This is a genomic window from Achromobacter sp. RW408, from assembly GCF_003184165.1.
Lineage (GTDB): Bacteria > Pseudomonadota > Gammaproteobacteria > Burkholderiales > Burkholderiaceae_B > Achromobacter > Achromobacter xylosoxidans.
Genome location: NZ_QHHO01000046.1, coordinates 405,266 through 415,807 on the forward strand (window position 1 = coordinate 405,266; position 10,542 = coordinate 415,807).

The 10,542-nt window shown below is 65.9% G+C and carries 15 protein-coding genes; 13 read left to right on the plus strand and 2 right to left on the minus strand.

What is annotated here, in order from left to right:
• Nucleotides 1-61: 61 nt before the first annotated feature.
• Nucleotides 62-481 (minus strand): hypothetical protein, encoded by a 420-nt coding sequence (locus DK459_RS11945; protein WP_146221895.1) that lies wholly within the window; start codon nt 479-481, stop codon nt 62-64.
• An 83-nt stretch (nt 482-564) separates the two neighbouring features.
• Between DK459_RS11945 and DK459_RS11950 the strand changes: the two genes are divergently transcribed.
• Nucleotides 565-855 (plus strand): hypothetical protein, encoded by a 291-nt coding sequence (locus DK459_RS11950; RefSeq protein ID WP_131728304.1) that lies wholly within the window; start codon nt 565-567, stop codon nt 853-855.
• A 479-nt stretch (nt 856-1,334) separates the two neighbouring features.
• On the opposite strand, the gene DK459_RS30410 is transcribed toward DK459_RS11950, so the two are convergent.
• Nucleotides 1,335-1,646, minus strand: coding sequence for a hypothetical protein (locus DK459_RS30410; RefSeq protein ID WP_131727101.1), 312 nt, complete (start codon nt 1,644-1,646; stop codon nt 1,335-1,337).
• Between the two features lie 86 nt (nt 1,647-1,732).
• Here DK459_RS30410 and DK459_RS11955 point away from each other — a divergent pair, with 86 nt between their 5' ends.
• From DK459_RS11955 to DK459_RS12010, 12 genes are all read left to right on the plus strand, one after another.
• The gene (locus tag DK459_RS11955) at nt 1,733-2,206 is read left to right on the plus strand and encodes a hypothetical protein (RefSeq protein WP_146221896.1); all 474 of its coding nucleotides are present in this window, start codon (nt 1,733-1,735) and stop codon (nt 2,204-2,206) included.
• 151 nt (nt 2,207-2,357) lie between these two features.
• Nucleotides 2,358-3,575, plus strand: a complete 1,218-nt coding sequence (locus DK459_RS11960) for a J domain-containing protein (protein WP_110134770.1) — start codon at nt 2,358-2,360, stop codon at nt 3,573-3,575.
• Nucleotides 3,576-3,822: 247 nt separating this feature from the next.
• Nucleotides 3,823-4,080 carry a hypothetical protein gene (locus tag DK459_RS11965; RefSeq protein WP_110134771.1) on the plus strand — a complete coding sequence of 86 codons (258 nt, stop codon included), beginning with the start codon at nt 3,823-3,825 and terminating at the stop codon, nt 4,078-4,080.
• A gap of 100 nt (nt 4,081-4,180) precedes the next feature.
• Entirely contained in the window at nt 4,181-4,678 is a 498-nt protein-coding gene (locus tag DK459_RS11970) for a zinc-finger-containing protein (protein ID WP_110134772.1), read from the plus strand.
• Nucleotides 4,675-4,884: a hypothetical protein gene (locus DK459_RS11975; RefSeq protein ID WP_060721041.1), complete on the plus strand. Its 210-nt coding sequence runs from the start codon at nt 4,675-4,677 to the stop codon at nt 4,882-4,884. Before DK459_RS11970 ends, DK459_RS11975 begins: the two co-directional genes overlap by 4 nt.
• Nucleotides 4,881-5,165, plus strand: coding sequence for a hypothetical protein (locus DK459_RS11980; RefSeq protein ID WP_024069292.1), 285 nt, complete (start codon nt 4,881-4,883; stop codon nt 5,163-5,165). Before DK459_RS11975 ends, DK459_RS11980 begins: the two co-directional genes overlap by 4 nt.
• Nucleotides 5,162-5,350, plus strand: a complete 189-nt coding sequence (locus tag DK459_RS11985; RefSeq protein ID WP_110134773.1) for a hypothetical protein — start codon at nt 5,162-5,164, stop codon at nt 5,348-5,350. The genes DK459_RS11980 and DK459_RS11985 overlap by 4 nt, the downstream gene beginning before the upstream one ends.
• 14 nt (nt 5,351-5,364) lie before the next feature.
• Entirely contained in the window at nt 5,365-6,168 is an 804-nt protein-coding gene (locus tag DK459_RS11990; protein ID WP_110134774.1) for a PD-(D/E)XK nuclease family protein, read from the plus strand.
• Between the two features lie 15 nt (nt 6,169-6,183).
• On the plus strand, nt 6,184-6,405 hold the full coding sequence (locus DK459_RS11995) for a hypothetical protein (RefSeq protein WP_024069295.1): 222 nt from the start codon (nt 6,184-6,186) through the stop codon (nt 6,403-6,405).
• A gap of 2 nt (nt 6,406-6,407) precedes the next feature.
• Nucleotides 6,408-7,622 (plus strand): hypothetical protein, encoded by a 1,215-nt coding sequence (locus tag DK459_RS12000; protein WP_199234282.1) that lies wholly within the window; start codon nt 6,408-6,410, stop codon nt 7,620-7,622.
• Nucleotides 7,623-7,637: 15 nt separating this feature from the next.
• Nucleotides 7,638-8,798, plus strand: a complete 1,161-nt coding sequence (gene rdgC, locus DK459_RS30985) for a recombination-associated protein RdgC (protein ID WP_146221897.1) — start codon at nt 7,638-7,640, stop codon at nt 8,796-8,798.
• Between the two features lie 9 nt (nt 8,799-8,807).
• Nucleotides 8,808-10,542, plus strand: a 1,735-nt coding sequence (locus tag DK459_RS12010; RefSeq protein WP_110134881.1) for an AAA family ATPase, incomplete at its 3' end; no start/stop codon positions are given.

Consider the following 10,542-nt stretch of genomic DNA (forward strand, 5'->3'; position numbering starts at 1 on the left):
CGGATATTGCTCGGCTGGGCCTGGCGCGCTGCGGCGGGCACAATGCCGGCATGCAGTCAGCTCAAGGGGAAGGCGGAAAAGGAACGTTCGGTCCGGGCGCAGCACTCACGGCAGCGCATTCACGAGCCGCCCTGATAGCTGCGCGGCACATCGCGGCGGCAGTCAGCACCGTCAGAACGGCGAAATGGGAGCGGTCGCCAGGCGGAAGGCACTGGTCAAGTTCGTCGGCGAGCGCCCGCTGCAGATGCGTCGGCCCATCCAACAATGTGTGCACGCGCGCCAACGCTACCCCCACGGCATGCCGGTCGGTGGAGAAGCGCGGCAGCTCGAAGGGCCAGGATTCAAGGGTTTCTGCCGGGATGCCGAAAACCACCTCAGCGACAGTGCGATCGAGCGCCAGCGCGGCGTCGTTCGGCCCGAGCTGGACGGGTGCGTCCGGGCGAGCGCATTCCAAGGACGTGCGCGTGGGCAAATCAGCCATGGCGCCCTCCCCGCACGGGGTTCCCACGCAACGTAGAATCGGAGGCTCCTACACCGCCCTTTCCTACGTTGGGGGAACTCTCGATGAGCAAGGAAATAGTCGTCATGCTTCACCCGGAGACGTTGACGCACCGAATGCTCGCGGCAGCGGCGACGCTGCTTGGCAAAAATCCACTGCAGCTTTACCCGGAAACGACGGGCCGGCCAGCGGCGCTGCAGGTGAAGTGCACACAGGTCGGGGCCACGGACTATGGTCTGGTCCGCCTTGTGCTGGGAGAGGACGGCCAATCGCCTGCGGTATCGGTGCGACCGGAGTTACTGATAGCAGTGTTCGATTCGGACGACCGGCTGCCAGCTGGCTTCCTTTCGGACTGAGCGCCCGACTGCGCCGCTCCTTCTCGATCGCTGCCTCGACTTGCCCCGCGAGGCGTGCAAACGTGGCCGCGTCGTACTGGCGCATCGCACGGATGAAACGCGTGGCGGCGTTAGACATGTCTGGCTGGCTTTCCCGGCGTTCCCGAGCCAGACGGGAAGTAGCCCTTTCGACCATGTCGCGCCAAGTTAGCTCGCCCACATGCAAGGCATCTCGCCTAAAGGCGGACAGCCGGCGCCGCGTCGGTTGCCGCCCCTGCAAAAAACCTAGGAAAACCTGCGCGTCCTTGAGGATGCCGGCCGCGTCCAGCGGCGTGTTGGCGCCCGCACGGCGTGTCACCGCGAGGTGCAGCGAGAATTCGACCGCCTTGGCGCGGATGCGGGCGTTATGCACGGCATTTTTCTTGCTCCCGGCCAAAATGTGGCGGCGGACCATCGTCGAGGCCTCGGATGTGCTGGGGAGTTGGGGCGTTGAATCGCGCTTAGACATGCTCCACCCCCTCGGCAAGGTTCGTACGAGCGGCCAGGCACGGGTTGCCAACTTCCGACAAGCGAGCCACGACGTCAGGAGGCAGGCCATCAGTCGGATATGGGTACAAGGTCGGACACAACTGATGTGGTGTCTTCTTCCAGCCCGTCAGTTCTGCGAGGAACAACGCCCGCCCGGGAGGGAGGCTATCCACCCATTTGGATACGGCCCACGGTGTAAGCATTTTGGGTTTGGCGCGCTTCGCTACGGCGCTGAGGCCACCGGCCAGGCTGATTGCTTCGGCGATGTGTGCTTTTTGGTCCATGCCGCAATCGTACAACTTAAAGTAGAAGTTTCCAACTACCTAAAATAGAAATGACTGCGCGCATGCTGACTGTTAGATTTCTACCTATGGTAGAAAGCAACAAGCTGCCCATCCGGTATCCGGAGTTTGCCGTCCGCATGAAAGATGCAATGGCAAAAGGCCAATGGGAAGTTCAGGGCATCGTTGATGCTCTGAAGCGGGCCGGTGTGCGCATTACGTATGAAATGGTCCGACGCTACACGCTCGGCCAAGCAATGCCACGGCCAGAGAAGATGGGCCAACTGGCGGGAATTCTTGGTGTGAGCCCGAGCTTTCTGCAGTACGGCTCGGACAGCGAAACTCCCTCGCCCCCCTCGAAGCCCAGCAGCCCCAAGAGCGAAAGACGCGCCGGCAGCGGCTTTTATCCATTTCTCCGCATACTCCCTGAAGACTATGCAGCTCTGGACGACGATGCAAAGGATGACATCGAGAGCATCATCGAGCTACGAATCGACAAGGCGGCGCGCAACTCATCGGCACGCAAGCGAGCTAGCAATCGCACTGGCACAGAGGATGCCTAGCGGAAGCTGCCGTGCATACCATCCTATCTGTCGTTGATAATGTGGTGTATGCAAGATTCGGCCGAAAATTTTCCCCGCCAAGTAACGAAAAGCTATTTCTGTAGCATTGTGCGGCTTACTTTTTTCTTGGCTTGACCGCGGCGCAAACAGAATGGGAACCAAACTTCACACCCACTATGACAATCTCAAAGTAGCCCGCAACGCTCCTGATTTTGTCATCCGAGCGGCTTATAAGGCCCTGTCGCAGCAATACCATCCCGACAAGCACGGCGGAGACCCGGCCGCGGCGAACGCCATGCGTCTCATCAACGAGGCATATGCCGAGCTATCCGACCCCGCCCGCCGCGCCGCTCATGACGCCTGGATAGCCAAGCGCGAAATGCAAGCGCGTGAGCAAGCGCAGCGAGCACAGGCCCAGCCGCAACACCAGGCACCTCCGAACTCGCCGCGACCGGCTACAAAGCCTGCGCGCCCTCAACCGACACCGCAACCTCCTACGGCCAGCCACGAGAAGTCGGACTTCTGGATTTACGGTATCGGCCTACTCATTCTTTTCTTTATCTTCGTGATGGCGAACAAGGGCGGGTCAAGTGGCAAAGCCACATCGCCTTCTCTCGCCACGGCACCGCCGGCGCCGATGCCTGGCATATCGAATCAACGTGCAGCACCGCCGGCAGCAACGACAACTCCGGCACCGGACCTGCGGGCCCCTGCTGTGCCAGTTTGGGAAGACATGCCGCGCGGCCGAGTGTCGGCGCAAGAATTGAACGTCCGCGCTGGCGCCGGGCCCAACTTCGACGTGATCGCACGATTGCGCTTTCTCGACACGGTCACGATTGAAGGACCGGCGACCAATGGATGGCTTCCTGTTTCGCACAGCGCTGGCTTTGGCTTCGTGAATAGCGCCTACATCCAGCTCGGTCCCGACGCGGACACGCTACAACGCGTTTGCGCGGACGGCTCTCCCCTTCCCACCACAGGAACGACCTTCAAACGCCCGACCACGGCGGGCGAACATGAATTGCGGATTACCTCTCCGGCCGGCCAAGATGCAATTGTCAAGCTCAAGGATGCCCAAGGCCGAACAGTCATCAGCGGTTATGTACGGCGCGGCGACACCCATACCTTCCGCGGGATCCCTGGAGGCAGCTACAACGCATGGTTCGCTACCGGAGAAGAGTTCAGCAGTCGCTGCGGTAGGTTTTTGCGCAACATGAATGTGACCTACGACCCTTCACCGCAACTGTTCAAGGTCACCTATTCTGGAAACCTGTCCTACTCGACCGTCATAACGTATTCGCTTCAAATGCAGCGGCAAGGCAATTTCTCGCCTACCGCCGCAGACACGACGAGCTTCCTGGTCGACTAATTCCCGTAAAGCCCCGCAAGGGGCTTTTCTCTTTCTCGCCCCAACAAACATCGGGGAGCTTAGGCGCACCCCCGGCTCTACTTTTAGTTGTTGACGTAAATTCTACTTTATGTAGAATCACTCCAATTCTTCTACTTTAAGTATTGGAAACGTCATGCACCAATCCCGTGCCGAGCTACGAGGCTCTGCGGCCCCCTCTCCGACAGCAGACCACCACACCGCCAGCTTGCCCTGCGCGGAAGCACAGTTGACTGACGCCGACGTTCTCAGCGTCCTCTGCGACTTGTTCGCCGGCCGCGCCGCTACCGCCTTCGGCGAGTCCTTGGAGTGGTGGGCGGAGACGTTTCAGTGCGACCTGGCCGCGAAGGCCGCCGGCGGCGTGGTGCTGGCGGCGATCAGCAAGTGGCCCTTCGATCAGCGCGCCGGCGCCGAGGGCGTTCAGCAGCTGCAGGCCGAACTGGTCAAGCGCGCGCGCCAGATCCTGGCCCGCGGGGTGCAACCGTGACCGGCGCCCTGATCCTCGTTCCCGTCGCCTATGTCATGGCGCGCGCGATCGACTTCATCGCGGCCGTCCTGCGCCGCACCGATCCCTGGAGCCCGACCGTATGACGATCCAAGTCCTTGGCGTCGACCCGCGCAGCCGGAGCAAGACCCAGCTGACCGCGCCCGCCCCCCTCCCCTACGTTTCCCGGCGCGCGCTGGCGCGCGTGCGCGATCGCATCGAGCCGCCCAAGGCGTGCCACTGCTGCGGCGGCCAGGTGCGCCTCATTTCGAACGCGGAGATATACGGCCGCGAATACGGCCCCTGGCCTTTCGCCTATCTCTGCAGCCAATGCGGCGCCTACGTGGGCCTGCACCCGGACACGGATCTGCCGCTGGGCATCATGGCCACCAAGGCGACTATCCAGGCGCGCAAGGTCGCCAAGGCCGATTTCCTGGCGCTGGTCGGCGAACGGTATGCAGGCAAGCAGAGCGCCGCCTATGCCTGGCTCGCGCGCGCTCTGGCCATTTCGCCGTCCATCTGCCATTTCGGCATGTTCAACGAGCAGCAGGCCGGCCGCGCCGGCGAAGTCTGCCGCCTCGCACGCGAGGCCCGCCAATGACCGCCGCCACCATCTGGGTGCTGTTCGCCTTCTTACCGGCCGGCCACGACCGCCCGCCGGTCATGCGCATCGAGCGGTTCGAAACCGCTGCGGAATGCGAGCGCGTCCGCGCGATCTTCCCCCGAAACATCACCACCGTCTTTACCTGCCTGCCCAGCCGCCAGATCCGCGCAGGGCAGCGCCTGCCCCTGGAGCCCCGCCAATGAAGCCCACCCGCAAGCTGGTCCGCGCCGACGGCACGGACACCGAATTGCACGGCCCGCACGCGCTGATCGACGTCCGCCAGCTCATCGGCGCCGACGCCCTCGAGATTGTCAGCCTCGGCCAGCGCCAGCACGCCATGCTCATCGACCAGTCGGCCGACGCCAAGGGCCTGCCGGTCAACGCCGCGGCGTCCCATCTGTACCAGGCTGCGCGCGGCGAGCCGCGCCCCATCCACGGCGACGTCGTGATCGTGCCTGACACCGACTACGCGAGGGAAGCATGATCCGCCGCCTCCGCTTCGTCTGGCGCCGCGCGCGCCGCACGGGCCGCGACCTGGACGCGGCTTCCTACGCAGCCGGCATCGTCGGCGGCGTGATCTTCCTGGCCGCCATGACGGGCGTGCTGGGCCCCACGCTCGACGCCCCGCGCCACCACCAGGCCGGCGCCGAACGCCACGCCTCCCGCTGAACGGAGCTGCTGACATGGAACCCAAGATTTTCACCGTCCGTGCCTCCAGCTGGGGCCGCCTGTTCGACTGCGCGCACGCCTGGGAAGGCACGCACATCCTGGGCATGAAGAAGCCCGCCGGCGTGCGCGCGCTGCTGGGCACCGCCGTGCACGCCGGCACGGCCGCGTTCGACCGCGCCCGCCTGGACGGCACGGCCTGCACGCCCGACGACGCCGCCGGCGTCCTGGTTGACGAGCTGCGCAACCCTGCCCAGGAAGTCGATATGGCGCAGGACGGCCTGTCGATCGACGAAGCCGAGCGCATCGCCCTGGTGGTGCTGGTCAAGTACTGCGCCGAAATCGCGCCCCGCTTCGAGTACATCGACGTCGAGACGACGCTGGACCCGCTCAATATCGACTGCGGCAACGGCATGACCGTGCGCCTGACCGGCACCATGGACCGCGCCCGCGTGGCTGCGACCGAGGGCGGCATCGTGGTGCCCGACGTCAAGACCGGCACGCGCGTTCTGGTCGACGGAAAGGCAGTGACCCAGGGCCGCGCCGCACAGACGGGCACCTACCAGCTCATGTACGAGGCCACCAAGAAGGTCACGACGGTCGGATCGCAAATCATCGCCCTGTCCACCAGCAGCCGGCCGGCCGCGGCCGTGAGCCCCATTTTCGACGCCCGCCGCGTGATGGTCGGCGAGCCCGACAAGCCCGGCCTGCTCGAACACGCTGCGGCGATGTTCCGCACCGGCCTGTTTCCCCCGAACCCCTCCAGCGTCCTGTGCAGCCCCAAGTACTGCGCGCGCTGGTCGTCCTGCCTTTTCCGATAACCAGAGGAGCCCCGCATGTCCCTTCACCCCGTCAGCCGCGACGTGTTCGTCCGGCGCACCGATCAGGCCGGCAAGTCGGTCGTGACCCAGCACCTGGCCTGGGATCCCGCCCAGTTCCTGGTCAGCCAGGTCGAGCAGTACCACCGCGACGCCAAGCCCGAGGAGCGCCAGACCGTCGCGCTCGCCACCGCCGCGGAGTACCGCGACTACCGCAACAGCCACAAGCAAGGACGCTGATTATGACTCAGACCACCACCGTTCAGAGCCTGCGCGCGGCGCCCGAAGCTCAGATGCCTGTCGTCGCGCCCGGATTCGGCAGCTTGCAGAGCTTCGAACTGATGCAGCGCGCCGCCAACCTTCTGGCCAGCAGCACCCTGGTGCCGGCGCAATACCGCAAGGTCATCGAGAAGCTGGACAAGTACGGCAACGTCAAGGAATCGCGCGAGAACCCTAACGCCCTTGCGAACGCCGTTGTGGCGCTGAACATGGCGCAGCGCATGGGCGCCGATCCGCTCATGGTCATGCAAAACCTCTACATCGTCGAGGGCCGCCCGTCCTGGTCCTCGCAATGGATCATCGCGGCCGTCAACGGCTGCGGAAGGTTCTCCCCGCTGCGCTTCGATATCAAGGTCCTGGGCCCCAAGGCCATCGACTACAAGTCGACCTACTGGGAAGCCGGTGAACGCCGCAGCAAGGTCGAGAAGGTCGAAATCGTCGACAAGGTCTGCGTAGCCTGGGCGATCGAGAAGGAAACTGGCGAGCGCCTGGAATCGCCCGCCGTGTCGATTGAAATGGCGGTGCGCGAGGGCTGGTATACCAAGACTGGCAGCAAGTGGCAGACCATGGACGAGGTCATGCTGCGCTACCGCACGGCCAGCTTTTTCGGAAAGCTCTACGCGCCCGAATTGCTGATGGGCCTGCAGACCGTCGAGGAAGCCCAGGACATCATCGAGGCGACCGCGGGCCCGGACGGCACGATCAGCGTGAACGTCGACGAGCTGCGCGCCAATGCAGCAGCTGCGCAGCGCCAGCCGTCGGCCGCGCACGCCGACGTCACCGATGTGGAAAGCCGGGACACGCAACAGGCTGTGCAAGTCGACACCGCTCCCGCGCAGGCGCAAGCCGAGGCCAGGGATCCGGCGCAGGAGACATCCGCCCCCACCACAACGACGAATGCCAGCGCCAGTGCCGCGCGTCAGGACGACCAGGCCGATTTGCCCGGCGCTGGCGCTGCCGACGAGGAAACCCTGGACCCGGCCAAGGTAGAAGCGCGGTTGCGCGCCGCCAAGACCATCGACGTCCTGGACGTTGCCGCCGACTTCCTGCCCAGCATCGCCGACGACAACGAGCGCCACCGCCTCACGCACCTGTACCAGCAGATGCGCACCTCGATGACGGCCGCAGCCCAGCGCGGCGGCAGCACGCGGCGCCGCAGCGTCCAGGCGCCCGAATAAGGCCAGGTGACCGACATGGCTTTGTTCCGCAACCTCTCGGTCTACAGCCTACCCGGCGGGTGGGCCGTATCCCTGCCCCAGCTGGTCGGCATGCTGGAGCAGCATCAATTCGTGCCCACGACCGACCTCCAGGCCGAGTCCACGGGCTGGGCGCCGGTCCACGAGGGCTACGGGCTCGTGCACGAGGTGCAGGGCCATCTGCTGTTGCGCCAGCGCACCGAATCGCGCGTGATGCCCGCCAAGGCGATCGACCTGCTGGTCCAGGAGGCCGCGGCGAAGGTCGAGGAGGCCCAAGGCTACAAGCCCGGCAAAAAGCAGCGCAAGGAGATCCGCGAACAGGTGATCGACCAGATGCTGCCCGCCGCATTCCGGCAGCAGGACGACGTGCTGGTCTGGATCGACACCTACGCCGGCCGCCTGGGAATTGACAGCGCCTCGAGCGGCCCGCGCGACGCCGCGGTCGCCCTGCTGTGCGAGAGCATCGACCACTTCGCGCTTGACCGCCTGTCCGTGCGCACGGCGGCGGCTGGCGCGATGACTGCCTGGCTCGCCGATGATGAGGCGCCGGAAGGCTTCACCATTGACACGCTGGCGGACCTGCGGGCGGCGGGCGAAGGCGCCGGCGCCGTGCAGTACGTCAATCGCCCCCTGGACCCTGCGGAGGTGCGCCACCACATCCAAAGCGGCATGCAGTGCACTCGCCTCGCCCTGACGTGGCAGGACCGCATCTCGTTCGTGCTGGATGACGAACTGGTGCTGAAACGCATCGTCCCCGCCGACGTCGTGCAGATGGACGTCGAACGCTCCGCCAAGACGGAAGCCGAGCAATTCGAGGCTGATTTTTTCCTCATGGCGACCACCTTGCGCGGCCTGGTGGCCGACCTGGTCGACGCCCTGGGCGGCGAATACGTCGACGACCGCCAAGCGGACATGTTCCGCACCAGCACCGGCCCGGCCCTGCGCGCCGACGACACCGACGACGACGGCGACGACCCGCTGCTGGCAGAAGCCCGCCGCGTGGTGGTCGAGAACCGCCGCGCGTCCATTTCCCTTGTTCAGCGCCATCTGCGCATTGGCTACAACCGCGCCGCGTCGCTTCTCGAAGCCCTCGAGCTGCGCGGTGTGGTGACGGCCATGCGCCCTGATGGTGGCCGTGAATTGCTTGCCATCTCCTGAGGAGCAACCATGCGAATCAACCGTATCACCGTCGAGAACTTCCAGGGCGCCCGCGCCGTGGACCTGCAGTTGCCCACCCCGCTCGCGCTGGTGTCGGGCCTGAATGGCGCCGGCAAGTCGACCGTCGCCGAAGCCGTCCGCCTGGCGCTGCAAGGCGCGCCGGAACGGGTCAACCTGAAAAAGGAATACGACATGCTGGTCAGCGACGGCGCGAAGCTGGGCGCGGTGACCGTGGAACTGGACGCCGGCGCCGTGTCGATGACACTGCCCAAGGGCGTGGCGGATGGCCAGGACCTGGTGCCGACCAGCCCGGCCCTGCCCTTCGTCCTGGCGCCCGAACGCTTCGCCCAGGCCGAGGCCAACGACCGGCGCAGCCTGCTGTTCACGCTGACCGGCGCGAAGATCCGCCCCGACGATATCGCCGCCCGCCTGCTGGCCCGGACATGCAACGCCGAGCTGGTGACCCAGATCAAGCCCATCCTGCGTACCGGGTTCGCTGCTGGCTCAAAGTACGCCAAGGACCAGGCGACCCAGGCAAAGGGCGCCTGGCGCACCGTCACCGGCGAAGCCTACGGCGAGGTCAAGGCCAAGGACTGGGCGGCCGACGAGCCCGCGTTCGACCGCGCGGCACTCGAGAACACCGGCGCGGAGCTGGCCGGCCTGGACGAACGCATCGAGGCGACGGCGCAATCGCTGGGCAAGCTGGTGCAGAAGGCCGAGGCCTACGCGGCGGCGCGCGATCAGCTGGCCGCGCGCCAGGCCAAGGCGGCGCGCCTGCCCGAGCTGAACCGCAAGCTGGAATACGACCTTGCCGAGCATGGCAAGGCAGTCGCGCACGTCGAAGCGCTCCAGCTGCGCGCCGGCGCCGGCCCGCGGACGGGGCTGGTGCACGAACTGGCCATTTGCCTGGACGACGTCTACAACTGCGAGAAGGTGAACCTGCTGCTGCCCGGGCCGCTCGATATGCGGATCCTCGAGGTGCTGGAGCGCTACGAGGCCCAGTACGGGAAGCTCGACGCCCCCGGCGACGCCGAAGCCGCGGCCGCGCTGCCGAAGGCCATCGATGCCCGCGAGCTGATGGCGCGCAGCGTGGAGAACGACCGCCGCGATATCGCCGCCGCCCAAGAAGCCGCAGCCAGCTTGGAAGCCGTGAACGCTCCAGAGGCGATCGACACCGCCGACGTCGAAGCCGTGCGCGCGCAACTCAACGCCCTCAAGGAGCAGCGCAAGGAAGTCCACGAGCGGGTGCAGGCGCTACTGAACGCCAAGCAAGCCGCCGACAGCGCGAAACAGCGCACCGCCAATGCAGCGCAGTACCACGGTGAGGTACAGGCCTGGGCCAAGATCGGCGACGCGCTGGCGCCCGACGGCATCCCCGGCGAAATCCTGGCCGAAGCCCTGCAGCCGATGAACGACCGTCTCGCTCACCTGGCCAGCCTGGCCAACTGGCCGGCGGTGGCGATCGCCGGCGACATGGCCATCACCTACGGCGGCCGCGCCTATCGGCTCCTGTCCGAGTCCGAGCGCTGGCGCACCGACGCCCTGATCGGGCTGGCGCTGGCCGCCCAGTCCGGGCTGCGCTGCGTGCTGCTGGACCGCTTCGATTGCCTGGATCAGCCCGGCCGCGGCGACCTGCTGGGGCTGCTCGACACCCTGGCCGCCGACGGCGAACTCGACACCGCCCTGGTGCTGGGCACCCTGAAATCCGCCCCGCCCGCCCCCACCGACCTTTTCACCAGCCACT

Coding starts and splice junctions, on each gene's coding strand:
- DK459_RS11945 (WP_146221895.1), bottom strand. CDS start 481: ATGGCTGATTTGCCCACGCGCACGTCCTTGGAATGCGCTCGCCCGGAC.
- DK459_RS11950 (WP_131728304.1), top strand. CDS start 565: ATGAGCAAGGAAATAGTCGTCATGCTTCACCCGGAGACGTTGACGCAC.
- DK459_RS30410 (WP_131727101.1), bottom strand. CDS start 1,646: ATGGACCAAAAAGCACACATCGCCGAAGCAATCAGCCTGGCCGGTGGC.
- DK459_RS11955 (WP_146221896.1), top strand. CDS start 1,733: ATGGTAGAAAGCAACAAGCTGCCCATCCGGTATCCGGAGTTTGCCGTC.
- DK459_RS11960 (WP_110134770.1), top strand. CDS start 2,358: ATGGGAACCAAACTTCACACCCACTATGACAATCTCAAAGTAGCCCGC.
- DK459_RS11970 (WP_110134772.1), top strand. CDS start 4,181: ATGACGATCCAAGTCCTTGGCGTCGACCCGCGCAGCCGGAGCAAGACC.
- DK459_RS11975 (WP_060721041.1), top strand. CDS start 4,675: ATGACCGCCGCCACCATCTGGGTGCTGTTCGCCTTCTTACCGGCCGGC.
- DK459_RS11980 (WP_024069292.1), top strand. CDS start 4,881: ATGAAGCCCACCCGCAAGCTGGTCCGCGCCGACGGCACGGACACCGAA.
- DK459_RS11985 (WP_110134773.1), top strand. CDS start 5,162: ATGATCCGCCGCCTCCGCTTCGTCTGGCGCCGCGCGCGCCGCACGGGC.
- DK459_RS11990 (WP_110134774.1), top strand. CDS start 5,365: ATGGAACCCAAGATTTTCACCGTCCGTGCCTCCAGCTGGGGCCGCCTG.
- DK459_RS11995 (WP_024069295.1), top strand. CDS start 6,184: ATGTCCCTTCACCCCGTCAGCCGCGACGTGTTCGTCCGGCGCACCGAT.
- DK459_RS12000 (WP_199234282.1), top strand. CDS start 6,408: ATGACTCAGACCACCACCGTTCAGAGCCTGCGCGCGGCGCCCGAAGCT.
- rdgC (WP_146221897.1), top strand. CDS start 7,638: ATGGCTTTGTTCCGCAACCTCTCGGTCTACAGCCTACCCGGCGGGTGG.